At 67.3% G+C, this 24,941-nt stretch carries 27 protein-coding genes; 8 read left to right on the forward strand and 19 right to left on the reverse strand.

Annotation, left to right across the window (positions count from 1 at the left end):
- Window positions 1-17 precede the first annotated feature (17 nt).
- The 5 genes from GGR04_RS09995 to GGR04_RS10015 all read right to left on the reverse strand — a co-directional run bounded on the left by GGR04_RS09995 (window position 18) and on the right by GGR04_RS10015 (window position 4,979).
- Window positions 18-941 (reverse strand): lipid A biosynthesis lauroyl acyltransferase, encoded by a 924-nt coding sequence (locus tag GGR04_RS09995; protein ID WP_183199730.1) that lies wholly within the window; start codon window positions 939-941, stop codon window positions 18-20.
- Window positions 938-1,990 (reverse strand): zinc-binding dehydrogenase, encoded by a 1,053-nt coding sequence (locus GGR04_RS10000; protein WP_183199731.1) that lies wholly within the window; start codon window positions 1,988-1,990, stop codon window positions 938-940. Before GGR04_RS10000 ends, GGR04_RS09995 begins: the two co-directional genes overlap by 4 nt.
- Before the next feature lie 31 nt (window positions 1,991-2,021).
- Window positions 2,022-3,305 carry a beta-ketoacyl-ACP synthase gene (locus GGR04_RS10005; RefSeq protein WP_183199732.1) on the reverse strand — a complete coding sequence of 428 codons (1,284 nt, stop codon included), beginning with the start codon at window positions 3,303-3,305 and terminating at the stop codon, window positions 2,022-2,024.
- 79 nt (window positions 3,306-3,384) lie between these two features.
- On the reverse strand, window positions 3,385-4,587 hold the full coding sequence (locus GGR04_RS10010) for a beta-ketoacyl-ACP synthase (RefSeq protein WP_183199733.1): 1,203 nt from the start codon (window positions 4,585-4,587) through the stop codon (window positions 3,385-3,387).
- A gap of 110 nt (window positions 4,588-4,697) precedes the next feature.
- The gene (locus tag GGR04_RS10015; protein ID WP_210291740.1) at window positions 4,698-4,979 is read right to left on the reverse strand and encodes an acyl carrier protein; all 282 of its coding nucleotides are present in this window, start codon (window positions 4,977-4,979) and stop codon (window positions 4,698-4,700) included.
- A 161-nt stretch (window positions 4,980-5,140) separates the two neighbouring features.
- On the opposite strand from GGR04_RS10015, the gene dusA reads away from it, so the two are divergent.
- Window positions 5,141-6,175: a tRNA dihydrouridine(20/20a) synthase DusA gene (gene dusA / locus GGR04_RS10020; RefSeq protein ID WP_183199734.1), complete on the forward strand. Its 1,035-nt coding sequence runs from the start codon at window positions 5,141-5,143 to the stop codon at window positions 6,173-6,175.
- A 12-nt stretch (window positions 6,176-6,187) separates the two neighbouring features.
- Here dusA and GGR04_RS10025 read toward each other — a convergent pair whose 3' ends face one another.
- From GGR04_RS10025 to GGR04_RS10035, 3 genes are read right to left on the reverse strand one after another with little or no spacing between them, the layout of a single operon-like run.
- Window positions 6,188-6,895, reverse strand: coding sequence for a retropepsin-like aspartic protease family protein (locus tag GGR04_RS10025; protein WP_183199735.1), 708 nt, complete (start codon window positions 6,893-6,895; stop codon window positions 6,188-6,190).
- Between the two features lie 2 nt (window positions 6,896-6,897).
- Window positions 6,898-7,107, reverse strand: a complete 210-nt coding sequence (locus GGR04_RS10030; protein ID WP_183199736.1) for a DUF1289 domain-containing protein — start codon at window positions 7,105-7,107, stop codon at window positions 6,898-6,900.
- A 52-nt stretch (window positions 7,108-7,159) separates the two neighbouring features.
- A complete protein-coding gene (locus tag GGR04_RS10035) occupies window positions 7,160-8,668 on the reverse strand; it encodes a sensor histidine kinase (protein ID WP_183199737.1) in 1,509 nt (502 codons plus the stop codon).
- A 265-nt stretch (window positions 8,669-8,933) separates the two neighbouring features.
- On the opposite strand from GGR04_RS10035, the gene GGR04_RS10040 reads away from it, so the two are divergent.
- The gene (locus tag GGR04_RS10040; protein ID WP_183199738.1) at window positions 8,934-9,419 is read left to right on the forward strand and encodes an Lrp/AsnC family transcriptional regulator; all 486 of its coding nucleotides are present in this window, start codon (window positions 8,934-8,936) and stop codon (window positions 9,417-9,419) included.
- A gap of 48 nt (window positions 9,420-9,467) precedes the next feature.
- Here the strand turns inward: GGR04_RS10040 and GGR04_RS10045 are convergent, their stop codons facing one another.
- Complete coding sequence (locus GGR04_RS10045; protein ID WP_312857435.1) at window positions 9,468-10,535, reverse strand: NAD(P)-dependent oxidoreductase; 1,068 nt, start codon at window positions 10,533-10,535, stop codon at window positions 9,468-9,470.
- Between GGR04_RS10045 and GGR04_RS10050 the strand changes: the two genes are divergently transcribed.
- Window positions 10,534-11,313, forward strand: a complete 780-nt coding sequence (locus GGR04_RS10050) for a TetR/AcrR family transcriptional regulator (RefSeq protein ID WP_210291741.1) — start codon at window positions 10,534-10,536, stop codon at window positions 11,311-11,313. The genes GGR04_RS10045 and GGR04_RS10050 overlap by 2 nt on opposite strands.
- 39 nt (window positions 11,314-11,352) lie before the next feature.
- On the opposite strand, the gene GGR04_RS10055 is transcribed toward GGR04_RS10050, so the two are convergent.
- The 5 genes from GGR04_RS10055 to GGR04_RS10075 all read right to left on the reverse strand — a co-directional run bounded on the left by GGR04_RS10055 (window position 11,353) and on the right by GGR04_RS10075 (window position 15,535).
- The gene (locus GGR04_RS10055) at window positions 11,353-12,144 is read right to left on the reverse strand and encodes an ABC transporter permease (protein ID WP_246393094.1); all 792 of its coding nucleotides are present in this window, start codon (window positions 12,142-12,144) and stop codon (window positions 11,353-11,355) included.
- The gene (locus GGR04_RS10060) at window positions 12,141-12,851 is read right to left on the reverse strand and encodes an ABC transporter permease (protein WP_183199741.1); all 711 of its coding nucleotides are present in this window, start codon (window positions 12,849-12,851) and stop codon (window positions 12,141-12,143) included. Before GGR04_RS10060 ends, GGR04_RS10055 begins: the two co-directional genes overlap by 4 nt.
- Before the next feature lie 191 nt (window positions 12,852-13,042).
- A complete protein-coding gene (locus tag GGR04_RS10065) occupies window positions 13,043-13,840 on the reverse strand; it encodes an ABC transporter substrate-binding protein (protein WP_183199742.1) in 798 nt (265 codons plus the stop codon).
- A 126-nt stretch (window positions 13,841-13,966) separates the two neighbouring features.
- A complete protein-coding gene (gene mobA, locus GGR04_RS10070; protein WP_183199743.1) occupies window positions 13,967-14,599 on the reverse strand; it encodes a molybdenum cofactor guanylyltransferase in 633 nt (210 codons plus the stop codon).
- 12 nt (window positions 14,600-14,611) lie between these two features.
- Window positions 14,612-15,535, reverse strand: coding sequence for a DMT family transporter (locus GGR04_RS10075; RefSeq protein ID WP_312857436.1), 924 nt, complete (start codon window positions 15,533-15,535; stop codon window positions 14,612-14,614).
- A 183-nt stretch (window positions 15,536-15,718) separates the two neighbouring features.
- On the opposite strand from GGR04_RS10075, the gene GGR04_RS10080 reads away from it, so the two are divergent.
- The gene (locus GGR04_RS10080; protein ID WP_183199744.1) at window positions 15,719-16,003 is read left to right on the forward strand and encodes a hypothetical protein; all 285 of its coding nucleotides are present in this window, start codon (window positions 15,719-15,721) and stop codon (window positions 16,001-16,003) included.
- A 70-nt stretch (window positions 16,004-16,073) separates the two neighbouring features.
- Here the strand turns inward: GGR04_RS10080 and GGR04_RS10085 are convergent, their stop codons facing one another.
- Together GGR04_RS10085 and moaA are read right to left on the reverse strand one after the other, a co-directional pair.
- Complete coding sequence (locus tag GGR04_RS10085; protein WP_183199745.1) at window positions 16,074-16,301, reverse strand: YMGG-like glycine zipper-containing protein; 228 nt, start codon at window positions 16,299-16,301, stop codon at window positions 16,074-16,076.
- A gap of 76 nt (window positions 16,302-16,377) precedes the next feature.
- On the reverse strand, window positions 16,378-17,409 hold the full coding sequence (moaA, locus tag GGR04_RS10090) for a GTP 3',8-cyclase MoaA (protein ID WP_183199746.1): 1,032 nt from the start codon (window positions 17,407-17,409) through the stop codon (window positions 16,378-16,380).
- A 111-nt stretch (window positions 17,410-17,520) separates the two neighbouring features.
- On the opposite strand from moaA, the gene GGR04_RS10095 reads away from it, so the two are divergent.
- Window positions 17,521-17,892, forward strand: coding sequence for a gamma-butyrobetaine hydroxylase family protein (locus GGR04_RS10095; RefSeq protein WP_183199747.1), 372 nt, complete (start codon window positions 17,521-17,523; stop codon window positions 17,890-17,892).
- A gap of 33 nt (window positions 17,893-17,925) precedes the next feature.
- On the opposite strand, the gene GGR04_RS10100 is transcribed toward GGR04_RS10095, so the two are convergent.
- From GGR04_RS10100 to GGR04_RS10110, 3 genes are all read right to left on the reverse strand, one after another.
- The gene (locus GGR04_RS10100) at window positions 17,926-18,666 is read right to left on the reverse strand and encodes a proteasome-type protease (protein WP_183199748.1); all 741 of its coding nucleotides are present in this window, start codon (window positions 18,664-18,666) and stop codon (window positions 17,926-17,928) included.
- A gap of 106 nt (window positions 18,667-18,772) precedes the next feature.
- Window positions 18,773-19,714, reverse strand: coding sequence for an alpha-E domain-containing protein (locus GGR04_RS10105; RefSeq protein ID WP_183199749.1), 942 nt, complete (start codon window positions 19,712-19,714; stop codon window positions 18,773-18,775).
- Window positions 19,715-19,814: 100 nt separating this feature from the next.
- Complete coding sequence (locus GGR04_RS10110) at window positions 19,815-21,227, reverse strand: circularly permuted type 2 ATP-grasp protein (RefSeq protein ID WP_183199750.1); 1,413 nt, start codon at window positions 21,225-21,227, stop codon at window positions 19,815-19,817.
- Window positions 21,228-21,469: 242 nt separating this feature from the next.
- Here GGR04_RS10110 and GGR04_RS10115 point away from each other — a divergent pair, with 242 nt between their 5' ends.
- From GGR04_RS10115 to GGR04_RS10125, 3 genes are all read left to right on the forward strand, one after another.
- Entirely contained in the window at window positions 21,470-22,471 is a 1,002-nt protein-coding gene (locus GGR04_RS10115) for a sugar-binding transcriptional regulator (RefSeq protein WP_183199751.1), read from the forward strand.
- A 149-nt stretch (window positions 22,472-22,620) separates the two neighbouring features.
- The gene (locus GGR04_RS10120; RefSeq protein WP_246393105.1) at window positions 22,621-23,922 is read left to right on the forward strand and encodes an ABC transporter substrate-binding protein; all 1,302 of its coding nucleotides are present in this window, start codon (window positions 22,621-22,623) and stop codon (window positions 23,920-23,922) included.
- A gap of 154 nt (window positions 23,923-24,076) precedes the next feature.
- Window positions 24,077-24,940 (forward strand): carbohydrate ABC transporter permease, encoded by an 864-nt coding sequence (locus GGR04_RS10125; RefSeq protein ID WP_183199753.1) that lies wholly within the window; start codon window positions 24,077-24,079, stop codon window positions 24,938-24,940.
- The last annotated feature ends 1 nt before the right edge of the window (window position 24,941 follow it).

The following is a 24,941-nucleotide window of genomic DNA, read 5'->3' on the forward strand; positions in this document are numbered from 1 at the left end:
CCAAGCGGCGGGCGGCGTCAGCTGAACTGCCACCGACGGTGGAACCACATCCACTGCTCCGGCGTGTCGCGGACCCAGCGCTCCACCACGTCGTTGAGCGCCTGGCAGGAGGCGCGGATGTCGATTTCCCCGTTGGCGCCGCGCGGCAGGTCGAGCTTCGGCTCGAGAATCAGCCGGTAGCGGCCGCCCGGCAGGCGCACGGCCCGGGCCGGATAGACGTCGCAGTCGAACTGCCGAGCGAGCTTGGGCAGAAGCGGGTTGGTGCGGCAGGGCCGGCCGAAGAAGGTCGTCGGTTCGCCCTTGGCGAACTTCTGGTCCACCAGCATGCCGACATTGCCGCCGGCCTGCAGCTTGCCGGCCAGAGCCCAGGCCGCACCCGCCTTCGAGGGCACGAGGTGGCCGCCGCGCGTGCGTCGGGCGGCCAGCACCTCGCGGGCGATGACGCGGTTGTTGGGCGGGCGGAAGAGGGCGGTCACATCGAGACCAAAAGTCGCAGCACAGATCGGCAGAAGCTCGAAGCAGCCGAGATGCCCGGTGAAGAAGATGATCGGGCGCGGATCGTCGCGAAGGGCGACGAAGCGCTCCATGCCTTCGACTTCGACAAGACCCTCACCCGGGGGACGTTCGGGATCGTAGTCGAAGATCGCGTCCAGGAAGACGTACTCGGCGGCGATGCGCCCCATCTGCCCCCAGTTGGCGCGCGCCGTCGCCTCGATCCAGGCCGCGTCCTTCTCGGGGTAGGCGAGACGCAGGTTTTCGAGCGCCAGCCGGTGGCGCGGCGTGAAGGGGCCGATCAGTCGGGCCATGCGGTCGGCGACCCGCAGCCCCGTCTGCGGCGGCAGACGGCGCAGCACCCGGAGGATCGCGAACAGCGCCTGCGCGGCGACGACGTCGCGCGCCTTTTTCTGGATCTTCCAAGCCTTGGCGAGTCTGGGGTTCATGCCGCGGCGGACCGGCTTTCCCCGTCCATGCGCAGCACGATCTTGCCGAAGACCTTGCGGCCCTCCATCCGCTCCAGTGCCACGGCGATGTCGTCCAGGCCGATCTCGGTGTCGATCACCGGCGAGACGAGGCCCCGCGCCATCTTCTGCATGGCGTCGGCCATGTTCTCCATGCGGCAGCCGAAGGAGCCGATCAGGCGTAGCTGCTGCTGGAACAGCATCATCAGGTTGATCTCGGCCGAGACGCCCGAGGTCGAGCCGCAGGTGACGAGCCGCCCGCCGCGCTTCAGGCAGAACATCGAGGCCGCCATCGTGTCCTTGCCGACATGCTCGAAGACGACGTCGACGCCCTTCTTCTTCGTCAGCTTGCGCACCACGCCCTCGAACCGGTCGGTGCGGTAGTTGATGACGTGATCGGCGCCGAGCCGCTTGGCGCCCTCGATCTTGTCGTCGGACCCGACGGTCGTGATCACGGTCGCGCCCTGACGCTTGGCGAGCTGGATGGCGGCGGTGCCGATGCCGGAGCCGCCGGCATGAATGAGGATGGTCTCGCCGGGCTCAAGCTTGGCGTTGTCGAAGAGCATGTGCTCGACCGTGCCGAAAGTGACGGGCGCGAGCGCCGCGCCCACCGCGTCACAGCCGGGCGGCGCGGGCACGAGAAGGCGGGCGGGCAGGTTGATGCGCTCCTGCGCGAAACCGTCGAGATGGAAGCCGTGGACGCCCTCGACATGCTCGCAGAGATTGTCGCGCTTGGCGCAGCAGTGCCGGCAGAGACCGCAGGTGCGCGCGCCGTAGATCGAGACGAGCTGGCCGGGAACCAGCCCCGACGTGCCCGGACCCAGCGCCTCGACGACGCCCGACGCCTCCGCGCCGATCGTCAGCGGCATCTTGCGCTTGGCGAAGGCCATGCCGCGCCAGCCCCAGACGTCGATATGGTTGAGCGCCACCACCTGGATGCGAAGGGTCACCTCGCCCGGACCGGGAGCGCCGGGCTCGGCGATGTCGACACGGCGCAGATCGCGGTCGCCGACGAGTTGAAGGGCACGCATGGATGATCGTCCTCGAAGAAGGGTCGCGCCGTCAGCGCGGTTCGCGCCCGATGACGAGCGAGACGTTCTGGCCGCCGAAGCCGAAGGAATTGGACAGGACCGCCGAGACGTCGGCCCGGCGGGCGACATTCGGCACGAGGTCGAGCGCGATAGCGGGGTCGGGCTGATCGTGGTTGATCGTCGGGGGCAGGGTGCCCTCGCGCATCGAGAGGATCGAGAACACCGCCTCGATCGCGCCCGCCGCCGTCAGCGTGTGGCCGATCATCGACTTGTTCGACGAGACCGGCGTCGAGCCGATGGCCTCGCCGAACACGGCGGTGAGGCCCGTGGCCTCCATTCGGTCGTTCTCGGGCGTCGAGGTGCCGTGCGCGTTGACGTAGCCGATGTCGGCGGGCGTCAGGCCGGCATCGTCGAGCCCTGCGCGGATCGTCGCGATGATCGGCGAGCCGTCGGGCTTCGAGCGGGTGCGGTGGAAATCGTCCGCCTTCTCGCCGACGCCGAGGAGGACGCCGAGCACCTCGGCGCCGCGCGCCCGCGCCGAGGCCAGCGATTCGAGCACGAGCGCACCGGCGCCTTCGGCCATCACGAACCCGTCGCGGTCTTTCGAGAAAGGCTTCGACGCCCGCTCCGGCACCTCGTTCTGGGTGGAGAGGGCGGAGAGGAGCGAGAAGCGAATGAGGGCTTCGGCGCCCACCGAGCCGTCGGTGCCGATGGCGATGCAGCGCTCGGCATCGCCGCGCCGGATGGCTTCGACGCCGAGCTGGATGGCGCTCGCGCCCGAAGCGCAGGCGGTGGAGAGTGTCACCGGCAGGCCGCGCGTTCCCAGGCGGTCGGCGAGCCGCTCGGAGATGCCGCCGAAGAGCGTCAGGTCGTAGATGCGCTTCGAGCGGTTGGAGCGGGCGAGCTCCATCAGCCTGTCGTAGCCCGCCTCTTCGCGCGCTTCGCCCGTCAGCTTGTCGAGCGCGAGGCGCTGCGACCATTCCAGCTCGATGGGGGGTGCCGCGAGAAATAGCGGCGCGTCGAAGGCGCGAGGATCGAGCCCGGCGCGCTCGATCGCCTCCAGCCCCGCGGCCTCGGCCAAGGCGTAGGAGAGGTCGATGCCGCTCCAGGGCTCGACGTCCATGAAATCGACGGTGCCGGCGATCGTGGTGCGAAGGTTGTCGGTGGCGAAGCGCGTGATGCGGTGGATGCCCGACCGCCCGGCCGTCAACGCGGCCCAATTGTCGTCGACGCCGCGCCCGAGCGACGAGACGACGCCGATGCCGGTGACCGCGACGACGGGCCGGCCGAGGAAATCGAGGTCGCTCTGCGTCATGGTGTCTTCGATCCGCCGTTGCGCGCGGGCGCCGCGCCCGCCTTGTCCATCGATATGTCGGTCGTCGAGCGCCCCGGCATCAGGACGCCCCCACCGGCTCCAGAAGGCAGACGCCTTCGCCGCGAACGTGACCGACGCCGGTCACGAGCACCTGCTTCGGCGCGAAACCGGCGGCGCGTTCCTCGCCGCCCGCGGCCGGTGCGGGGATCGCGGACGCCGAGAGGAGAGCGGCGCCGAGCGCCACGCCGGCCGGGAACTGCGCCTCGAACCCGTGGCCGGTCATCGTGCCGTAGGCGCGCTGCGCGGCGCGGGGGAAGCGCCGCAAAACGGTCTCGCGCTCGACCGCGGTTTCCGCGCCGAGGCCCGTTGCGCCCGACAGCACGAGAAGGTCGTCGTCCGCCGCGCCGCTCTCGCCGAGCAGTCGGTCGAGGCGTCCGGCGAAGCGTTCGGGCTCGCGCGATCCGCGATCGCCGGCCACGAAGCGAAGGCGCGCATAGCCGGTGGCGCCGCGCTCGCTCGCGTGCTCTGCGTCCTCCAGCACGAGAAAGGCGCCGATGCTGCCCGGCACCAGCCCGGCCCGTTCGTCCGTTCGCGCCGAGACCGGCCGCCATTCGTCGCGCAGCAGGAAGCCGCCGAGCTCGTAGTTGAGCAGCAGATCCTTGCGCTCCGACGAGAAGGCGCCGCCGACGAGGCAGATGCGGCTCTGGCCGGACCGGATGCGCGCCGAGGCGATCTGGACGGCCGACATACCCGCGCTCTCCTCGCCCATGAAGGTACGCGACGATCCCGTCACCTTATGGACGATCGAGATGTTGCCGGCCATCAGGTTGGAGAGCTGCGCGAGGAAGAGCGTCGGGCGCAGCTCGCTGGACAGAAGCTCGTTCATCAGCGGCTGCGGATCGTCCGCTCCGCGCGCACGCGCCATCACGAGCGCATCGACGTCCGGGTCGCGCTCCCCGCCACCCGCCGAGACGATCATGTCGATCTGCGACCGCGTGGCCTCGTCCGGCGCGATCTCGGCATCCTCGAGCGCCAGGCCGGCGGCATAGACACCGAGCTTCTGCCAGGTCTCCATCTGCCGCTGGTCGCCCTTCTTCGGGATCTGGCGGGACCAGTCGATCGCGGGCAGGGGATGCACGAAATGCGGCGCGAAGCGCTCGGCCTCGATCGTCGGCTGCGAGCCTGCGCCGGTGAGACGGGCGAGATGCGCATCCACGCCCTCGCCGAGCGAGGAGACGAGTCCGAGGCCGGTTATCAGCACGTCGCGCGGCGCTTGGGTCATCGTCCGTTCCATCGTCTCGGCCGAAACGCCGATGCGAGGGGGCGGCTCCGGCGGTCGGTCTCGTCTCGTGTCCCGGCGCGCGGGGCGCTGGGCGTCCTCATCGCTGCGGCTCAGGCGCCCTTGGCAGCCCGTAGCTCGTCGATGCGCGCGCAGAGGTTCTTCATGACGAAGTATTCCTCGGTGTTGGCATCGCCCTCGTTGACGCGCTGCGTCCACTTCTCGAGCGGGATCTTGATGCCGAACTCCTTGTCGATCGCAAAGACGATGTCGAGGAAGTCGAGGGAGTCGATGCCGAGATCGTCGATCGTGTGGCTTTCGGGGGTGATCTGAGACCGATCGATCTCGCTCGTCTCGGCGATGATGTCGGCGACTCGGTCGAACGTGGAAGACAAGGCAATTTCCTCGCGGAGGCGCTGGGCGCGTTCAAGCGGCGAACCTATAGGCAATCCCTCCGAATTTGCAAAGCGGGTGCCGGTCCCTCCCCAAACCCTTCGCGCGGGCACGACAGGCTCGGCGGTTGCGGATGGTCGAGCGAACGGGCAGAGAAAGATCCATGACCTCCGAAGCTCTCGAAACCCCGGCGGCAAGGCGCCTCTACGGCCAAGGCCCGATCTTCGCCGTGGCGCCGATGATCGATTGGACCGATCGTCACTGCCGGTTCTTCCACCGCCTGCTGAGCGCCGACGCCCTTCTTTATACCGAGATGGTGGTGGCCGACGCGATCCTCCACGGCGACCGCGAACGCCTGCTCGGCTTCGACGCCGCCGAGCAGCCCGTCGCCCTCCAGATCGGCGGGTCGGACCCGGGGAAGCTCGCAGAGGCTGCCCGCATCGGTGCCGGCTTCGGCTACCGCGAGATCAACCTCAATGTCGGCTGCCCGTCCGATCGCGTCCAGTCCGGGGCCTTCGGCGCCTGCCTGATGCGTGAGCCCGAGCTCGTCGGCCGGTGTCTCGCCGCGATGCGAGAGGCCGTCGACGTGCCCGTCACCGTCAAATGCCGGATCGGCGTCGACGAGCAGGACCCGGAACCCGCGCTGGACGCCTTGGCCGATTGCTCGGTCGATGCCGGCGTCTCCGCCATCTGGGTGCACGCGCGCAAGGCCTGGCTGCAGGGGCTGAGCCCGAAGGAGAATCGAGACATCCCGCCGCTCGACTACGAGCGCGTCTTCCGCCTGAAGCAACGCCTGCCCTCGATGTTCGTCGGGCTCAACGGCGGCCTCGCGACCGTCGCCGACGCTGCGTCGCATCTCGGCCGCGTCGACGGCGTGATGATGGGCCGCGGCATCTATGCCGATCCCGCCGGTCTCGCCGAGGTCGGTCCGTTCGTGCACGGACGGGCGAGAGAGGCGATCGACTATCCCGCCGTGCTCGGATCGATGGTGGACTATTCCGGGCGTCACGTGGCGCGAGGCGGGCGGCTGGGTCAGGTGACCCGTCACATGCTCGGCCTGTTCACGGGGCTGCCGGGAGCGCGGCGCTGGCGGCAGGTCCTTTCGGAGGGCGCGCCGCGCGCGGATGCCCGGCCGGAGCTGATCCTTGAGGCCTTCGCCGAGGTCGAGTTGCCGACGGGGCAGAGCGCGGCCGCCTGAGGTGTCGGGTCGTCAATCCGTCAGGATCAGCCGGTCGCCGCGAAAGTCGAAGGACGAGAGCGTGCCGAGGAAGCTCATGCCGAGCAGGCCGAGCCCGAGGCCCGGCCCGTCCGTCACCACGGCCCGCACGTTGCGCCGCTCGATCGCGCCGACACGAAGGCTGTCGATGACGATCGGCGCAGCGGCGGCGATGCCGTTGGCGGTCTGGATGCGCGCATCGTAGCGAAGCGACGCCGTGTCGATGCCGATGGTCTCGGCGACGTCGCGCCCGAGTGCCACGACGCTGGCGCCGGTGTCGACGAGGAACGAGACGGGGCGCCCGTTCGCGGTGGCATCGACATGGAAATGTGCGTCGCCGGCGCGCGCCACGAGAACCCGGCTGCCATCCGCACCGGTGGTCGAGACGGCGCGTCCGGGCAGGAGCACGGCCAGCATCCGGTCACCGACGCCGCGGACCTCGTCGGCGAAGGCATAGGCGCCGATAAGGGCCGCGAAGGCGACGATCCAGATCGCCGCGCTGCGCAGAGCTTCGCGGGCCCGGCCGCGGAACGCCGTCACGAGACCGGCGCCGAGAACGCAGCACCAGATGCCGGTATAGACGAGCGAGGCGAAGCGGTCTTCGCCGAGCCCCGTCGCGGTGCCGACGTCGCCGAGCATCAGCCAGACGACGGCCGCCGCGATGACGACCAGGATCGCAAGGAGAGCCCAGCGCCGCCCCATCGTCAGAGCGCCGATCCGCCGAGCGGTCTCGGCGCCGCGAGGCGAGCGGGCAAGTCGGCCAGAATTTCGGCCTTCCGTATGTCGGACGCGCCGCCCCAGGCCATGATCTCCTCGATCGTGCGCCCGCAGCCACGGCACCAACCGGTGGCCGTATCGAGAACGCAGAGGGCGATGCAGGGCGACGGGACGGCGGCGGCAGAGAGGGCGGTCATCACGGCGACATAGGCGGGTGCTCTGCCGGGCGCAACGACGCGGCGATCACCTTCAGGCGAATTCCGGCATGGCCGGCATCACTTCGAGCACGCGGGCGTGCGGGAAGATGGCGATGGCCTCGGTGCCCTGCCGCAGCTTGGAGTGCAGCTCGAACTCGCCGTCGTGCAGCTTCACCAGCGCCTGCACGATGGGCAGTCCGAGGCCCGTTCCCTGCTCGGCGCTCTTGATGGCGCTCGATCCCTGCCCGAACGATGACAGGACGATCGGAATCTCGTCGGCGGGAATGCCGGGGCCGTTGTCGCGCACCGAGACATACTGTCCGCCGCCGGCCGTCCAGCCGACCCGGAGCACGATCTGTCCGCGTTCCGGCGTGAACTTCACGGCGTTCGACAGGAGGTTCAGCACCACCTGCCGGAGCGAGCGCGGATCGCCCCACAGCTGGGGCAGGCCGGGCTCGTATTTCTCGACGATGGTGATCGCCTTCGCATCCGCCTTCATCTGCACGAAATGGCGCGAGTCGCGGGCGATCGAGACGAGATCGACCGCCTCCTCGTTCAGCGTGTAGCGGCCGGCCTCCACGCGCGAGAGGTCGAGGATCTCGTTGATGAGATCGAGCAGGTGCTGGCCCGACGTGTGGATGTCGTCGACATATTCCTTGTAGGTCGCGTTGCCGACGGGCCCGAGGATCTCGTTGGAGATCACTTCCGAGAAGCCGAGGATCGCGTTGAGGGGCGTGCGCAGCTCGTGGCTCATCGTGGCCAGGAACTGCGACTTGGCGAGATTGGCCTCTTCGGCCCGCCGCCGCGCGTCGTCCGAATAGAGACGGGCGGTCTCGATCTCCGCGACGAACTGGTCGCGCTCCGCCCGGTGCCGAAACCGCTCGACGAGGCCGGCCCGGAGCCGGATCGACACCACGGCGAAAAACGGGATGGCGACGAAGAGCAGCGCGTCGAGAACCGACGCCAGCGTTCCCGGCGTCGCGGCCAGCCGGTAGGCGAGGGCGACCGCCAACGGCGAGAAGGTCAGGAGCACGACGCCGCCGAGCGCGAAGGTGCAGAGCGACGTCGCGGCGATGGCGGCCATCGGCAGGGCGAAGCGCGCGACGTCGGAGGCGATCGGGCCGCAGGCCTCGTCGCAGCCGGGAAGAAGCACGTAGAGGGCCCAGGGCAGCCCCACCGCCACGGCGCCGGCCTGAACCTTCGTCTGCCAGCGGCGAACTTCGAAGACGCGGCGCGGCGCGCGCTCGAAACGCATCGCGAGGATCGCGGCCACGGCCGAGCCGGCAAGTGCGAGCAGGAACCAGCCTGCCCCCAGAAGCGGCGCGCCCGGCGCCAGAAGACCGGCGCCGATCGCCGCCAGCGCTGCGAGCGCCGGAAGGAAACGTCGTCCCTGAGCGGCGTGGTGATCGAGAAGTTCGAACTCGATGCGCGGCGGCAAGCCGCTCGCCGACGTCAGCTGGTCGCGCGCGGCCTTCAGCGTGCGCGCCAGCTCCACGTCGCGAGCGGGCCGCTTCGAGCGAGCCGGCGTCGTATCGTAGGAGGGCGGGGCGACGATCGACATGAAGGATTCGGGGACTCTACGCGGACGTCATCGGGCACCCTCAGCATGTTGCGGAAAGCTTAAGAAATTGGCTTAAGGAACCGCGAAAAGGCAAGGGATCGCCGCTCGCCCGCACCCCGCCGCCGCACCCCGCCGCCGCACCCCGCCGGCCGCGGATCGCCGCCCGGCGGAGTGGGGTTTGCGCGGCATCGCGCCGAGATGTGAAGGACGGGCCGCGGCACTTCCGGTAGAGAAGGGGGCTCGGACGCTGGACGGAGAATCGCGAATGGATCGGCTCGACAAGAAAATCCTGAGACTGCTTCAGGAAGATTCGACGCTGGCGGTCGCGGACGTCGCCAAGCGGGTGGGACTGTCGACGACGCCCTGCTGGCGCCGGATCCAGAAGCTCGAGGAGGAGGGGGTGATCGTGCGGCGCGTGGCGGTGCTCGATCCCGTCAAGGTGAACACGAGGGTCACCGTCTTCGTCTCGGTCCGCACGAGTTCGCACACCACGGAATGGCTGAAGCGCTTCTCGGAGGTGGTGAACGAATTCCCGGAAGTCGTTGAATTCTATCGCATGAGTGGCGACGTCGACTATCTCCTGCGGGTCGTCGTGCCCGACATCGCGGCCTACGACGCCTTCTACAAGCGGCTGATCGCCCGCATCGAGATCCGCGACGTCTCCTCCGCCTTCGCCATGGAGCGCATCAAATACACGACCGAGTTGCCGCTCGACTACATGATCCTGGAGAAGGACCAGCGCGAGAGCTGACCCTTCCCATAGCCGGGCTCTCGCGGGGGCGATCCCGCGAGCCGAGCGTCAGCGATCGAGCCGCGCCAGCAGCGACGACGTATCCCAGCGCTTGCCGCCCATCGCCTCGATCTCGGCGTAGAACTGGTCGACGAGTGCCGTGACCGGCAGCGAGGCGCCGTTGCGGCGGGCCTCGGCGAGGCAGATGCCGAGATCTTTGCGCATCCACTCCACCGCGAAGCCGAAATCGTACCGACCGGCCTCCATCGTCTTGTGCCGGTTCTCCATCTGCCACGACCCGGCGGCGCCTTTGGAAATGACCTCGACCACCTTGGAAATGTCGAGCCCGGCCTTCTGACCGAAATGGATGGCTTCCGACAGACCCTCGACCAGCCCCGCGATGCAGATCTGGTTCATCATCTTGGTCAGCTGCCCGGCGCCGACCGGGCCCATCAGACCCACCATGCGCGAGTAGCTGTCGAGGACCGGACGCGCGGTCTCGAAATCGGCGGGATCGCCGCCCACCATCACGGTCAGCACCCCGTTCTCGGCGCCGGCCTGTCCGCCGGAGACGGGCGCATCGAGAAAGCGAGCGCCGGCCTTCGACGCGGCGAGGCCGAGCTCACGCGCGAGTTCGGCGGAAGCGGTCGTGTGATCGACGAGGAGGGCACCGTGGGCCAAGCCGGCGAGAACACCATCGTCGCCATAGAAGACCGAGCGGACGTCGTCGTCGTTGCCGACGCACATGAAAACGATCTCGGCGCCGTCCGCAGCCGTACGCGGTGTCGGCGCCGCGCGCCCGCCGAACTCCGCGGCCCAGAGATCGGCGCGACTCTGCGTCCGGTTGTAGACGGCGACCTCGTGTTGGCCCTTGCGTACGAGGTGGCCCGCCATGGGAAACCCCATCGTTCCCAAGCCGATGAACGCTACTTTCATTTGTTTGACGTCTTCTATTGGAGGATCTGGAGTCCAATCGGCATCGAAAGAGTCTGCACGCGTGAAACGAAATTGACGCGACGGCATTTCGAGCGGAGTGGAATGTTCAATTGCACAAGACAGACTATCTGGAATTTGCAAAGTCAGTATTACGATTTTTCGATACTGACAGCAGGCTTTTCGTCGGGGGATCGTGGACATGCAGGGTAAGGACAGGTCGGAACACGGTAGACCGTCCGCGTTGTGCGTGGAACCCGACGAAAAACTCGTCGACGTGCCGGCGCGTCGGCGTGGCCGGCCCCTGAAGGGCCAGTCGGAGACCTTGACGCAATCGATCATCGACGTGGCGACCGATCTGTTCCTGACCGACGGTTTCCGCGCCACCAGCATGGACGCGATCGCCGCGCGAACCGGAAGTTCGAAACGCACGCTCTATGCCCGCTTCCCTTCGAAGCTTCATCTCTTCGACGAAGTGGCGGCACGCTTCGCGCATCGGCGTCAGGCGGTGTTCGAGCGGGCCGAGGGGTCCGGGGAACCGCTCGTTCATTTGCTTCAGAAGGTCGCGCGCGATTTGCTGGAGGATGCGGTCAGTATCGACAGCATCGCGATGTTCCGGCTGCTCGTGGCCGAGGGCTACCGTCTGCCCGAACTCAAGCTCATCGGCCATGAGCGCCTGTTCGAGCCGATGATCCGCACCGTCTCGACGATCCTCGCCGAAGCGGTGCAGCGAGGCGAAGTGGTGGATCTCGATCCCGTGCTCATCGCCGAGCAGTTCATCGAAGCGGTGAGCGGACGGGAGGTCCGGCGGATCGCCTTCGGATATGAACCCGCGGGAATGACTCCTGAGCGACTGGCCCGTCTGTCCACGGTGGTCAGTCTCTTCCTCGACGGCATTTCTGCGCCCCGACGGGGATCACTGGAACAGTCGGGCGTCTCTGCCGGCCTGCATCGCGAGGCGGGTGGCCGGATCGAAAGCTAGTCACCCCGCATCGTTGATGCCGGCCCACCCGCGTTGCGTTCAGCGGATGAGATGGCGGGCGAGGCGCTTCTCGGCGAGGGCGGTAAGGTTGCGGACGACTTCGACGATGACGAGGTAGAAGATGGCTGCCCAGACATAGGTCTGGAAGTCGAACGTCTTGGAGAAGGCGCGCCGCGTTTCGCCGAAGAGGTCGAACACGGTGATAATCGCGACGATCGCCGAGGCCTTCACCATCAGGATGAATTCGTTGGCGTAGGGTCGCAGCGCCACCATCAGCGCCTGCGGCGTGATGATGCGCCAGAGTGTCACGAAGCGGGGAAGCGCGAGGGAGCGGGCGCCTTCCCACTGCCCGCGCCCGACACTCTCGACGGCACCACGCAGGATCTCGGTCTGGTAGGCCGCCGTGTTGAGCGCCAGCGCGAAGATCGCGCAGTACCAGGCCTCGCGGAAGAACCACCAGAGACCGACGCTTTCGAAGGCGCCGCGAAAGCTGCCGAAGCCGTAATAGACGAGGAAGATCTGCGCAATTGCCGGCGTGCCGCGGAAGAAGGAGACGTAGCCGAAGCTCGCACCCCGCGCCCATCGGTTCGACGACATCCGCCCCATGACGAGGGGAACGGACAGAAGCGCGCCGATCCCATACGACCACGCCACGAGCGACAACGTCGTGCCGAGGCCCCGGAGGTAGACGGGGCCGTAGGTCTCGACCAGCTGCGGATCCCACACCCGCACGAGGTAGAGAACCAGCAGCACGATGCCGACCGCCCAGAGGGCAAGGGTCACCATGCCGAGCGGACCGATCTGGCGGCGGGCAAGCGCGGTCGGCATCATCGGATCACCTCTCCGCGGCGCGTCCAGATCTCAACCCGGCGCAGGACGATCGATGACAGCAGCGTCAGAACGAGGAAGAGGACGCAGGCGAGCCCGTAGAAGAAGAACTGCTCACGCGTCACGCGGGCCGCCACACCCGTCTGGCGCAGGATGTCGGCCAGCCCGATCACCGAAACGAGGGCGGTGTCCTTCAAGAGATTGAGCCAGACGTTCGAGAGCCCGGGCAGGCTGATCCGCAGCAGCTGCGGAAAGATCACCAGCCGCAGAATGCGCCCCCCCGACAAGCCGAGCGCGCGTCCGGCCTCCCACTGGCCGGTGGGGATCGCCTTGAACGCCGAGAGGAACACCTCGCTCGAATAGGCCGAGAAGACGAAGCCGAGCGCGATCATGCCGGCGAGGAAGCTGGAGACTTCCACGGGGCCGCCGCCGAGCGAGGCGCTCAGCGCGTTGATGGCGTTCTGTCCGCCGTAATAGACGAGGAAGAGGGTCAGCAGCTCCGGAAGGCCCCGGAAGATCGTCGTGTAGATGTTGGCCGACAGCCGCAGGGCGGGATCGCTGCCACGCTTGGCCATGGCGAGCGCCAGCCCGGCGATGAGGCCGAACGGCAATGTCGATAGCGCGAGGGAGACCGTCACGAGAACGCCGAACGCGATCTCGTCGCCCCAGCCGGTCTCGCCGAACTGCAGGAGCGAGAAAAGCGCGCTCACGTCGCAGCCGCCGTTTCGCCGCCGCGGTCCCGGCGAGGGAAGGCGGCATGGGACCGCGGGACGGCAAGAGCCGAGAGAAGGGGTTCGTGCATCCGGATGGGGTGCCTGCGCTCGGGGCCCGACCCCGGAGGGTCATGGGCCGGGCGGGACGAAGGACCGGACGCGGCGCTCGCCACATCCGGCCGGGCGGCTCACTTTCCGTAGACGTCGAACTTGAAGTACTTGTCCTGCACGCTCTTGTAGACGCCGTTCGCCCGGATCGCGACGATCGCGTCGTCGAACATTTTCTTCAGCTTCTCGCTGCCGGGACGAAGCGCGACGCCCGCACCCTTGCCGTAGATGGATTCGTCGTCCGGCATCGTTCCGAGGATCTTGCAGCAGGCGCCCGCTGGGCTGTCGATCCACTGCGAGAGGACGACGATGTCATCCATGACCGCGTCGACGCGGCCGTTCTCCACGTCGAGCTTGTATTCCTCGGCCGAGGGATAGATCCGCACGTCCGCGTCGGGGAAGAACTTCTCGGCGGCCTGTGCATGGGTCGTCGAACCCTGGGCGCCGATGCTCTTGCCCTTCAGCGAGGCCGGGCTCGCGTCGGCGAGCGGGCTGTCCTTCGGCACCGCGATGGCGCCCGGCGTGTTGTAGTACTTGTTGGTGAAGAGCACCTGCTTCTCACGCTCCGGCGTGATCGACATGGAGGCGATGATCGCGTCGAAGCGCTGGTTCTGCAGGGCGGGAATGATGCCGTCCCAATCCTGCGCGACGAAGGTGCAGGTGACCTTCATCTGGTCGCAGAGGGCCTGCGCGATGTCGATGTCGAACCCGACGAGCTTGCCCGACGTATCCAGATAGTTGAACGGGGGATAGGCGCCCTCGGTGCCGATGCGCACCTCCGTCCACGTCTTGTCGGCATCGCTCTCCTGGGCGCTGGCGAGCGAGGAGGCCGCGACGAGCGACGCTGTGGCGAGCAGGAGAGTCTTGAATGCGGTCATCGAGAACCTTCAGCCGGTGTTTTCAAGCGTTCATCGGTCGATCGCTTGAAGTGTGAGCATGCCTATTATCCAAGCGATACGTCCGACGGGCCGACCTGACAAGGGCGGTCGCGAGCCCCGAACCGACTATCCTGTGATTTCTACCCAGCGGCGTGCCAGCGCCAGATCGACCGGTGTGTTGACGTTGAAGAAAGGATCCCCGCCGGGCGCGCGAGCGTCGGCGGCGAAATCGACGATGCGGCAGGCATGCGCCTCCTGGATCGCGCGAAGCGATCGGTCGCGGCGCGGGGCGGCAGGGTCGATGGAAAGGTCGCAGACGATGTCGGACGACCAGAGCGCAACGATCGGATGGACGTGTCCGGCCTGCGCGGCGACGGCGACGGCGTCGTCCTCTGCGCCGTCCGCAAGCCGGGCGACCAGATCGGCGGGAAGAAACGGCGTGTCGCCGGCCACCGACAGAAGGTGGAAGGGACGCTCCTCGCGTGCTGCGAACCAACGCGCGGCCGCCACAAGTCCAGCGAGCGGACCGGCGAAGTCCGGCTCCTCGTCGGCGATCGCGGGAAGGCCGAGATGGGCGAAGCTTTCGGGCGCGTTGGTCGAGATCACCGTTCCGTCTGCCCGCAGGCGAACGACGTCGAGGACGCGCTCGATCAGCGGACGGCCGCCGATCTCGATCAAGGGCTTCGGAATCGCCGAGCCCATGCGCGAGCCGCGTCCGCCCGCGAGCACCACGGCGAAGAGGGGTCGGCGGTCAGCCATGCGCCATCGTCCTCATCGCGCGCTGGGCGGCACGGTCAGCGGCCGCCGGCGCCTGGCCTCGCGGTGGATCATGTAGGCGCCGCTCGCCACCACGATGCACGACCCGACGATCTCCTGCCAGTCCGGCCGCTCGCCGAGAACGAGGACGCCGAGCGCGAAGGCGAACAGAAGAACCGTGTAGCGGAACGGCGCGACGAAACCCATGTCGCCGGTTCGCATCGAGGCGACGATCATCACGTAGCCCGCGCCGATGGCAACCGACGCCACGGCGAGCCACATCCAGAGATCCGCCGTCATCGGGCTCCATCCGACCACCGGCAACATGACGAAACCGGTGAGGCTGACGGCGACCGACGTGATGCCCGCGACCAGCAGCGACGGCAGGGCCGTGGGCAGGCGCCTCGTCGCGAGATCGCGCAGGGCCGCGAAGGCGACCGAGACGAGAACCCAGATCGCATAGACGCCGAACCCGTCGCCCGTCGGCCGCAGGATCACGAGCACGCCGAAGAAGCCGACGACGATCGCGAGCCAGCGTCGCCAACCCACGGGCTCGCCGAGAAACACAGCCGCCGCGAGCGTGATCGTCAGCGGAAGCGCCTGAAAGATCGCCGAGGCGTTGGCGAGCGGAAGATGGCGAAGCGCCGAGATGTAGGAGATCGTGGTTCCGACGTCGGCGACGGTTCGCAGGAGAAGAACCGGCGTGAACGCCGTTCTCCAGGGTCGCAGGGCTCCCCGCCCATAGGCGAGCGCGAACAGCAGAGCGGAGGTCATCACCCCGCGCAGGGCCATGATCTGCATCGGCTCGATCGAGGCGGAGGAGAGTTTCACGAGGAGATCGTTGACGGCAAAGCACGCCATCGCCCCCGTCATCAGCAGGCTGGCCCGCAGGTTGTCGCCAGGGGCGGGGCCGGCGGAAGGGGGAAGAGGCGGTGGCACGACGGGGGAACCATGCGGGGAGGGGCGACCGCACGCCGCGATCCGGCGCCGTCATGATCTCGACGGGAAAGCACGATCTGCATCGATCTCGCAAGTCGCTCAAATGCGATCGATCATCTCAACGTTTCCAGACGAAGCGAGGGTCTATGACGGTCGAAGAGCCAGCCAAGAAAGGCGAACGGCATGTCCCTGTTGCAGCAGAGTGGAAGTTCCGGCGTCGAGCGACAGGCCAAGCTCGAAGAGTGGCGCCGAATCTGGGCGCCGACTCCATCGGCGGTGGCGACGACTGCCGCGGTGGACAGATCGCCTGCCACCGTCGGGGTCGCGGCTTCGGCAGCGCTGGTCGAACGCTCGGCCTGGACGGTTGTCCAGATGCCGTTCCTCGCCCCTCCCAATTCTGCCGATGATGCGGATGGGTCGATCAACCGTGTCTCGGCGATGAAGGCCTACGAGGAAACGAACGGATAAAGAAAAGGCTCTCGCTGCCGTTTGCCGCGAGAGCCCTCTTCATTCGACCACAGAGCGGGTACCTGCGGGATCAGTAATATCCACGGCGGCCCGAATTGCGACCGATGACGGCACCGGCCGTGCCTCCGGCTAGGCCGCCGATCACCGCGCCCCCCGATCCGCCGATGGCATCGCCGACCACCGCGCCACCAACGCCGCCGATCGCCGCGCCGCCCACCGTTCGCTCCGTCGTGGTGCAGCCCGTCGAGGCCATGAGCACGGCACCGAGTGCCAGAGCGGGTTTCCAGAGAGCGATCATCGGAGTCCTCACGCGAGACGTTTTCGTTGTCTCGGGAATGATCTGAGCGCCTTACGGTTCCGCAGCCGACCCGTCGCTATCCTCCGGTCACGCTCATGTGACGTGCCACCGCGGGCCGGCTCGTGGTCCGGTCGATGATGAAATCATGCCCCTTCGGCTTGCGCGCGATGGCCTCGTCGATGGCGCGGTGAAGCGCCGCGTCGCTATCGGACGAGCGCATGACGCCGCGCAGATCCGCCGCATCCTCCTGGCCCAGGCACATATAGAGGGTGCCGGTGCAGGTGACGCGGACGCGGTTGCAGCTCTCGCAGAAATTGTGGCTCATCGGCGTGATGAAGCCGAGCCGCCCGCCCGTCTCCGCGACCTCGACATAGCGCGCCGGCCCGCCGGTCTTGTAGGGAATGTCGCGCAGGGTGAACTCGCGCTCCAGCCGCGAGCGGACCAATTTGAGCGAGAGATAACGATCGGTCCGGTCCTCGTCGATCTCGCCGAGCGGCATGGTCTCGATGAAGGTCAGGTCCATCCCCTCGCCATGGGCCCAGCGGAGCATGAAGGGGAGCTCGCCCTCGTTGAAATCCTTCAGTGCGACGGCGTTGAGCTTGACCTTGATGCCGGCGGCCTGCGCGGCGTGGATGCCCTCGAGCACCCGGCCGAGATCGCCCCACCGGGTGATGTGGCGGAACTTGTCGGGATCGAGCGTGTCCAGCGACACGTTCAGCCGCTTGACGCCGCAATCGGCCAGTTCCGCGGCATGGCGCGCGAGCTGCGAGCCATTGGTGGTCAGCGTGAGTTCGTCCAGCGCGCCGCTGACGAGATGGCGCGACAACGAGCGGACGAGATGCATGATGTTCTTGCGCACCAGCGGCTCGCCACCGGTGAGGCGCAGGCGCCGCACGCCGCGATCGACGAAGGCGCTCGACAGCCTGTCCAATTCCTCCAGCGTCAGCAGGTCGCGCTTGGGCAGGAACGTCATGTCCTCGGCCATGCAGTAGACGCAGCGAAAATCGCAGCGGTCGGTCACCGAAACCCGGAGGTAGGTGACGGATCGTCCGAAGGGATCGATCAGTTCCGGCGTGGCGGACAGGCGGATGGGCTCATGAAGGTTCATCGTCAGGCGACCGCGACGCCGCCGTCCTTTCTTTCGCACTTGAGACGAATGTGGAAGCGGTGCACCACAGGGTCAAGCGTCCCGCCGCCCGAACCGCAGGAAAGACCCGTCATGGAGCCGATCGCCGAGCGCCCGCCGACCGAGATCCGCGTCTCGCCCGACCGACGTCTGCTCAAGCTCAGCTGGACGGAAGGGGGGCAGGCCGAACTGACGGCGGAATTGTTGCGCGTTCGCTCGCCCTCGGCCGAGGTGCAGGGGCACTCGCACGATCAGCGCCGCACCGTCGGCGGCAAGCGGGACGTCGCGATCTCCGACATCCGCCCGGTCGGGCACTACGCGATCCGCATCGTGTTCGACGACGGCCACGATTCCGGTCTCTTCACGTGGCGCTTCCTCGCCCAGCTCTCGCGCGAACGCGAGGCGTCGTGGAGCGCCTATCTGCAGGAACTCTCGGAGAAGGGTCTGTCGCGCGATCCGGGCTGACGGCGAGGCGGTCGCCTCGCCAGACCAGCCTCGTCAGGCGGCATCCGGCACGAAGGGGGGCAGGCGGTCGAACGCCGTCTTCAGGCTGTCGGACCAGCCCTCCGAAATCTGCCGGTAATAGGGATGGCGTTCGTCGAAGCGCTGCCGATAGCCGGCGACGAGCGAATCCGTCTCGTAGACCTGGAGATCGATCGGCAGGCCGACCGAAAGGTTGGACTTGATCGTCGAGTCGAAGGAGACGAGGAGCAGCTTCGCGGCATCCTCGAGGCTCATGTTCGGCCCGTAGGTCCGCACCAGGATCGGGCGCCCGTACTTGTGCTCGCCGATCTGGAAGAACGGATTGTCGGGCCCGGCCTCGATGAAGTTGCCCTCCGGGTAGATCATGAACAGGCGCGGCCGCCCGCCCTTGATCTGGCCCCCGAGAATGAAGGACCCGGAAAACCGGCTTGAGGCTTCCTGCCCGGCTTCGGCCGTGTAGGAGATGACCTCCTTCAGCGTCTCGCCGATGAGCTTGGCGGTCTGGAACATCGAGGGCTGCGAGAGGAGGCTGGGCTTTCGCTCCGCCGGCGCCAGACCCCGCTCCTCGAGAAGCGAGACGGTGGATTGGGTGGTGGCGAGATTTCCCGCCGACATCAGGCAGAGGAAGCGGTCGCCGGGCACGCTCCACGTGCGCAGCTTGGTGACCACCGAGATGTTGTCGATGCCCGCGTTCGTCCGCGTGTCCGACATGAACACGAGGCCTCGATCGAGCAGCAGACCCACGCAGTAGGTCATCGTCGCATTCCTTCCCCCGCGCACCCCGGCGCTTTCCCCAAGCGCGAACCTATCGCGTCAAGCCGGCCGCGGCGCAAGCGCAAACGGGTGCCGGGTGTGGCCACGGTCAGGAGTAAAAGCTGTAGTTGCGCGCGATCTCGTTCGACAGGCGGTTGTTGTCGGTGATGAAGGCTTCGAGGAATTCGTGCAGCCCGCCGTCGATGATCTCCGTCACCGACTTCTCCTCCAGCCGCGCCACGATCGCGCGGGCCGTGCCGAGACACGGATGGTCGGTGCCGTAGGCCTTCGCCAGATAGTCGAGGCTGTCGCCGATGCAGCGGTAGGAATAGGCGAGCGAGCGCGGCATCCGCCGGTTCAGCATCAGGAAGTGGATGATGTCGGTGGCGCGAAGGTCGGCGTCGTATTCCCAGGCGTAGGAGCGAAGCGCCGAGACCGAGCGCAGGATCGAGCCCCACTGGTAGTTGTCGAGCGAGGAGCCCACCGACGAATGGGTGGGCAGCAGCACCCAGTATTTCACGTCGAGGATGCGGGCCGTGTTGTCGGCGCGCTCGACGAAGGTGCCGAGGTTGCAGAAGTCGAAGATCTCGTTGCGCAGCATCGTGCCGTAGAACGAGCCGCGGATGAGCGCCGTGCGCGACTTGACGAGATCGAGCACGGCGGGGAGGTCGTCAACCGGGCGCGACAGGCGCTGCTTGAGCACCATCCAGCTCTCGTTCAGCGCCTCCCAGGTCTCGCGGGTCAGCGCGGTGCGCACCATGCGCCCGTTGGTGCGCGCCGTGCCCATCGAGGAAAGGACGCTCGACCCGTTGTCGAGGTCGCGCAGCATGTAGTCGATGATGTGGGCGGGCTCGAAGGCGGCGTATTTTTCGAGATAGCCGATCTCGACGCCGGCCGAGACGAGGATCGACTGCCATTCGTCCGGCTCGGCCGAGAGGTTGGTCAGGGAAAGGCGCAGGCCGGCATCGAGCAGCCGGGCCATGTTCTCGGCCCGTTCGATGTAGCGTTGCATCCAGAAGAGCCCGTTGGCGGTGCGTCCGAGAAGCGGCATGGGTGTTTACGTTCGTCCTGTCCGAATGAAGGGTGGGGTCGGGTTCGCTTGGCCGGGGGGCCGGCCTGCGATCGCGCCGGGCACGCAGCCCTGCGGCGCGTCAGTCTTCGAGAACCCAGGTGTCCTTCGTTCCCCCTCCCTGGCTGGAATTGACCACGAGCGAGCCCTCCTTCAGCGCGACGCGCGTCAGCCCGCCGGGAATGATCTTCACCTGGTCCGACACGAGCACGAAGGGGCGCAGATCGACATGCCGGGGCGCCAGCCCGCTTTCTGTCAGGATCGGCACGGTGGAGAGCGCCAGCGTCGGCTGCGCGATGTAGTTGCCCGGACGCTCGCGCAGCTTGGCCGCGAAGGCCTCGCACTCGCTTTTCGACGACGCGGGGCCGACCAGCATGCCGTAGCCGCCGGACCCGTGCACCTCCTTCACCACGAGTTCGTGGAGGTGCTCCAGCACGTAGGCGAGGCTGTCGGCTTCCGCGCACCGCCAGGTCGGCACGTTTTCGAGGAGCGCCGGCTTGCCGGTGTAGAACTCGACGATGGCCGGCATGTAGGAATAGATCGCCTTGTCGTCGGCGATGCCGGTTCCCGGTGCGTTGGCGATGGTGATGCCGCCGTTGCGGTAGACGTCCATGATGCCGGGCACGCCGAGCACCGAATCCGGGCGGAAGCTCAACGGATCGAGATAGGCGTCGTCGACGCGTCGGTAGAGCACGTCGATCGGCAGATAGCCCTCGGTCGTGCGCATGGCGATGCGGTCGTCGATCAGCTTGAGGTCGGACCCCTCCACGAGCTCGACGCCCATCTGGTCGGCGAGGAAGGCGTGCTCGTAATAGGCGGAATTGTGGATTCCGGGCGTCAGGACCGCGACGCGCGGCGTGCCCTTGCAGGCGGGCGGCGCCACGGCCTGCAGCGAGCGGCGCAGGTGCCGCGGGTAGGTCTCGACTGGGCGCACGCGGTTCTGCGCGAAGAGCTCGGGAAACATCTGCATCATCGTCTCGCGGTTCTCGATCATGTACGAGACGCCGGAGGGGGTGCGGGCATTGTCTTCGAGAACGAAGAACTGGTTCTCGGCGGTGCGTACGATGTCGACGCCGATGATGTGCGTGTAGACGCCGCCGGGCGGGCGGAAGCCCACCATCTGCGGGATGAAGGCCTCGTTGCCCTCGATCAGGCGCTTGGGCACGATGCCGGCCTTCACGATCTCCTGGTCGTGGTAGATGTCGTCGAGGAAGGCGTTGAGCCCGCGCACGCGCTGCTCGATGCCTTCGGCCAGATGCGCCCACTCGCGGCCCGAGATGATCCGCGGCACGAGATCGAAGGGGATCAGCCGCTCGGCGGCCTCGTCCTGCCCGTAGACGTTGAAGGTGATGCCCGTGCGGCGGAAGAAACCCTCCGCCTCGCCGGCCTTCGCCGCCAGCGTCTGGGGAACCTGCTGCTCGTACCAGGCGTGAAACCGCCGATAGGGGTGACGGACGTCGCCGCCCTCCGCCTGCATCTCGTCAAAAACGGCCAAACGCTGCCCCTGTGATTTTCCCGCTGCGATACAATGCGCGAAACCCCGCGGATTCCAAGTCTTCACTGCTCGCTCATGCAATAATCCGCGTCGGACCGAGGTCTGGTCCGGGCACCCCGGGCGCGGTAGCGATGGCGCGGGGGATTCGATCGCTCCGTCGGCGAGGGTATCGGCGGCGACGTTCGGGACACGAAGTCCCGGCGAATGGACGAGCATGGGCCGCGCCGGCCGGGAGGATGGACATGGGCAAGACGAGGGAAGAGCCGGTCAGCCGACTCGACGACGCGGCGCGAGCCGGGTGGCTCTACTATGTCGCCGGCAACACGCAGGAGGAGATCGCCGCCAAGCTCGGCATCTCGCGGCAGGGCGCCCAGCGGCTGGTGTCGCTCTCGGTGAGTTCGGGTCTCGTCAAGGTGCGCATCGATCACCCGATCGGCGCCTGCCTCGATCTCGCCCGGCGGCTGGAGGAGCGGTTCGAACTGATCGACGCCGAGGTCGTCCCCTCCGATCCCGCCTCGTCGTCGACGACGCAAGGGGTGGCCGACGCCTGCGCACGCCGGCTCGAGCGTGAACTCTCCCGTCTGCAGCCCCGCATCGTCGGCATCGGCACGGGGCGCACGCTGCGCGCCGCGGTGGAGCGGCTTCCGCTCTTGTCCTGCCCGCAGCACCGCATCGTCTCGTTGACCGGCAACATCGCGCCCGACGGATCGGCCTCGGTCTTCAACGTGATCTTCTCGCTCGCCGACAAGGTGGAGGCGCCGCACTATCCCATGCCGCTTCCCGTGGTGGCCTCCTCGGCCGAGGAGCGCGCGATGCTGCACCAGCAGCGGGTGGTGCAGATCTCGCTGCGGCTGGCCGAACAGGCCGATCTCGCCTTCGTCGGCATCGGCGAGATCGGTCCGGCAGCGCCGCTCGTGCAGGACCGCTTCATCTCGTCGGTGGAGCGCGAGGAGATCGTCTCCGCCGGCGCGGTGGGCGAGATCATCGGCTGGATCTTCGACGAGACCGGCACGATCATCGACTGCGACTTCAACCGTAGGGTCGTCAGCCCGCCGATCCCGAAGACACCCCGCAGCCACGTCATCGGTGTGGCGATGGGACGCGCCAAACGCGGCGGCATCCTCGCCGCGATGCGCGGCCGGCTGATCGATGGGCTGATCACGGACGAGGAGACGGCGAAGGCGCTTCTGGATGCGGCGACGAGCGCGACCAACGCGAACCAGACCGCGAGCCAGTCGCGTTGAGGGTGACACTCGGAAGGACGAGTTTGCCGCGTGCGCTGCGGCATGGGAATCGTTTGACAGCCTTTCGGTTCGATGGGATTTTGCCCACGCATTGAATTTTTGCTCATGTGTGGGCAACGGGAGGTTACGTCATGACTTATCGCGCTTGGATGGCGGGAGCGATGTCGCTCGCCGCCTTGTCGTCGGGAACCGCGTTGGCGCAGACGACGCTGACGATCGGCACGGTCAACAACAGCGACATGATCCGCATGCAGGGTCTGACGGGCGAATTCACGAAGGCTCATCCCGACATCGCGCTGAACTGGGTGACGCTGGAAGAGAACATTCTGCGTCAACGCGTCACCACCGACATCGCCACGAAGGGCGGCCAGTTCGACGTGATGACCATCGGCACCTACGAGGTTCCGATCTGGTCGAAGAACCAGTGGCTGGTGCCGCTCGAGAATCTCGGCGCCGACTACGACGCCGACGACCTGCTGCCGCCGATCCGGCAGGCGCTGTCGACCGACGGCAAGATGTTCGCGGCGCCTTTCTACGCCGAGAGCACGATGACGCTCTACCGCAAGGATCTGTTCGAGAAGGCCGGCATCACCATGCCGGAGAAGCCGACCTGGGAGTTCATCGCCGACGCCGCCGCCAAGATCACCGACAAGGAGGCCGGCGTCTACGGCATCTGCCTGCGTGGCAAGCCGGGCTGGGGCGAGAACATGGCCTTCCTCGGCAACATGGCCCGCGATTTCGGCGCCAACTATTTCGACGCCAACTGGAAGCCGCAGTTCGAGAGCGAAGGCTGGAAGAAGGCCGTCACGCTCTACGTCGACATGATGACGAAGTCCGGACCTCCGGGCGCTGCCTCCAACGGCTTCAACGAGACGCTGTCGCTCTTCGGCCAGGGCAAGTGCGGCATGTGGATGGACGCCACCGTCGCCGCCTCCTTCGTGACCGACACCAAGCAGAGCCAGGTCGCCGACAAGGTCGGCTTCGCACCGGCGCCCTGCGGTATCGCTAGCTGCCCGAACGACGGCGCGAACTGGCTCTGGGCCTGGTCGCTCGCCATCCCCGCGGGCTCGCAGAAGACCGAGGCGGCCGAGACCTTCATCGGCTGGGCGACGTCGAAGGCCTATGCCGAGCTCGTGGCCTCCAAGGAAGGCTGGGCGAACGTTCCTCCGGGCACGCGCACCTCGCTCTACAAGAACGAGAACTACGTGAAGGCCGCGCCCTTCGCCGAGCAGACGCTCGCCGCGATCAACAAGGCGGACCCGTCGATCGGCGCCGACAAGCCCTATGTCGGTCTGCAGTTCGCGGCGATCCCCGAGTTCCAGGGTCTCGGCACGGCGGTCGGCCAGCAGATGGCTGCGGCGCTCTCGGGCTCCTCGACGGTCGAGCAGGCCTTGGCCGCCGCGCAGGCCCAGGCGACTCGCGAGCTGACCCGCGCCGGCTACATCAAGTAGCCTGAACGGACGATCCCGGTCGGCGATGTGCCGGCCGGGATTTTACGTCGCCTCAGCCCGGCCGATCGACCGGGATAGACGAGTGGCGTTCCCTTCGATGCCAAACCCCGTGCCGGCGCCCAATCGGGGCGATGCGGCCCTTTCGGATCGAGCCATGGCGACGACGAACACGAAATCCACCGCTCGACTGATGATGGCACCATCGGTGATCGTCCTGTTCATCTGGATGCTCGTGCCGCTGGCATTGACGCTCTGGTTCTCGACGCTCCGCTACACGTTCTACGATCCGGCGACGCCGTTCGTCGGCATCGAGAACTACACCTACTTCCTCACCGATCCACGCTTCATCAGCGCCTTCCAGAACACGCTGATCCTCGTCGCCGGCGTCCTCGCCATCACCGTGATCGGCGGCACGTTCGTCGCGTTGCTGCTCGACCAGGAGTTCTTCGGCCAGTCGCAGGTCCGCCTTCTCGTGCTGGCGCCGTTCTTCGTCATGCCCACGGTGGCCGCGCTGGTCTGGAAGAACATGATGATGAACCCGGTCTACGGCGTGATCGGGTGGCTGCTGCAATCGGTCGGGCTGCAGCCGATCAACTGGCTGACCGACTATCCGCTGTTCTCGATCATCGTCATCGTCGCCTGGATGTGGCTGCCCTTCGCAACCCTCATCTTCCTCACCTCGTTGCAGTCGCTGGCCGAGGATCAGAAGGAGGCGGCCGAGATGGACGGGGCGGGGATCCTGTCGATCTTCTTCTACATCACGCTCCCGCACATGAAGCGGGCGATCACCGTGGTGATCCTGATCCAGACGATCTTCCTCCTTTCCGTCTATGCCGAGATCTTCGTCACCACCGGCGGAGGCGTCGCGTCCTCCAACCTGCCGTTCCTGATCGCCTCGATCATCTCGCTGGAGGGCGACGTCGGCACCGCGTCGGCCGGCGGCATCGTGGCCGTGGTGGTCGCCAACATCGTGTCGATCTTCCTGGTCCGCCTCGTCGGCAAGAATCTGGAGGCCTGAT

Source organism: Aureimonas pseudogalii (assembly GCF_014196835.1).
Lineage (GTDB): Bacteria > Pseudomonadota > Alphaproteobacteria > Rhizobiales > Rhizobiaceae > Aureimonas > Aureimonas pseudogalii.

Excerpts from the sequence above, each read along its gene's own strand:
- GGR04_RS10040 (WP_183199738.1), top strand. The coding sequence starts at position 8,934 with ATGGATCGGCTCGACAAGAAAATCCTGAGACTGCTTCAGGAAGATTCG.
- mobA (WP_183199743.1), bottom strand. The coding sequence starts at position 14,599 with ATGGCTGACCGCCGACCCCTCTTCGCCGTGGTGCTCGCGGGCGGACGC.
- GGR04_RS10010 (WP_183199733.1), bottom strand. The coding sequence starts at position 4,587 with ATGACCCAAGCGCCGCGCGACGTGCTGATAACCGGCCTCGGACTCGTC.
- GGR04_RS10125 (WP_183199753.1), top strand. The coding sequence starts at position 24,077 with ATGGCGACGACGAACACGAAATCCACCGCTCGACTGATGATGGCACCA.
- GGR04_RS10105 (WP_183199749.1), bottom strand. The coding sequence starts at position 19,714 with ATGCCGCTTCTCGGACGCACCGCCAACGGGCTCTTCTGGATGCAACGC.
- GGR04_RS10000 (WP_183199731.1), bottom strand. The coding sequence starts at position 1,990 with ATGCGTGCCCTTCAACTCGTCGGCGACCGCGATCTGCGCCGTGTCGAC.
- GGR04_RS10100 (WP_183199748.1), bottom strand. The coding sequence starts at position 18,666 with ATGACCTACTGCGTGGGTCTGCTGCTCGATCGAGGCCTCGTGTTCATG.
- GGR04_RS10080 (WP_183199744.1), top strand. The coding sequence starts at position 15,719 with ATGTCCCTGTTGCAGCAGAGTGGAAGTTCCGGCGTCGAGCGACAGGCC.
- GGR04_RS10120 (WP_246393105.1), top strand. The coding sequence starts at position 22,621 with ATGGCGGGAGCGATGTCGCTCGCCGCCTTGTCGTCGGGAACCGCGTTG.
- GGR04_RS10025 (WP_183199735.1), bottom strand. The coding sequence starts at position 6,895 with ATGGGGCGGCGCTGGGCTCTCCTTGCGATCCTGGTCGTCATCGCGGCG.
- GGR04_RS10035 (WP_183199737.1), bottom strand. The coding sequence starts at position 8,668 with ATGTCGATCGTCGCCCCGCCCTCCTACGATACGACGCCGGCTCGCTCG.
- GGR04_RS10005 (WP_183199732.1), bottom strand. The coding sequence starts at position 3,305 with ATGACGCAGAGCGACCTCGATTTCCTCGGCCGGCCCGTCGTCGCGGTC.
- GGR04_RS10065 (WP_183199742.1), bottom strand. The coding sequence starts at position 13,840 with ATGACCGCATTCAAGACTCTCCTGCTCGCCACAGCGTCGCTCGTCGCG.
- GGR04_RS09995 (WP_183199730.1), bottom strand. The coding sequence starts at position 941 with ATGAACCCCAGACTCGCCAAGGCTTGGAAGATCCAGAAAAAGGCGCGC.
- GGR04_RS10085 (WP_183199745.1), bottom strand. The coding sequence starts at position 16,301 with ATGATCGCTCTCTGGAAACCCGCTCTGGCACTCGGTGCCGTGCTCATG.
- GGR04_RS10095 (WP_183199747.1), top strand. The coding sequence starts at position 17,521 with ATGGAGCCGATCGCCGAGCGCCCGCCGACCGAGATCCGCGTCTCGCCC.
- GGR04_RS10115 (WP_183199751.1), top strand. The coding sequence starts at position 21,470 with ATGGGCAAGACGAGGGAAGAGCCGGTCAGCCGACTCGACGACGCGGCG.
- GGR04_RS10050 (WP_210291741.1), top strand. The coding sequence starts at position 10,534 with ATGCAGGGTAAGGACAGGTCGGAACACGGTAGACCGTCCGCGTTGTGC.
- GGR04_RS10030 (WP_183199736.1), bottom strand. The coding sequence starts at position 7,107 with ATGACCGCCCTCTCTGCCGCCGCCGTCCCGTCGCCCTGCATCGCCCTC.
- GGR04_RS10055 (WP_246393094.1), bottom strand. The coding sequence starts at position 12,144 with ATGATGCCGACCGCGCTTGCCCGCCGCCAGATCGGTCCGCTCGGCATG.
- dusA (WP_183199734.1), top strand. The coding sequence starts at position 5,141 with ATGACCTCCGAAGCTCTCGAAACCCCGGCGGCAAGGCGCCTCTACGGC.
- moaA (WP_183199746.1), bottom strand. The coding sequence starts at position 17,409 with ATGAACCTTCATGAGCCCATCCGCCTGTCCGCCACGCCGGAACTGATC.
- GGR04_RS10045 (WP_312857435.1), bottom strand. The coding sequence starts at position 10,535 with ATGTCCACGATCCCCCGACGAAAAGCCTGCTGTCAGTATCGAAAAATC.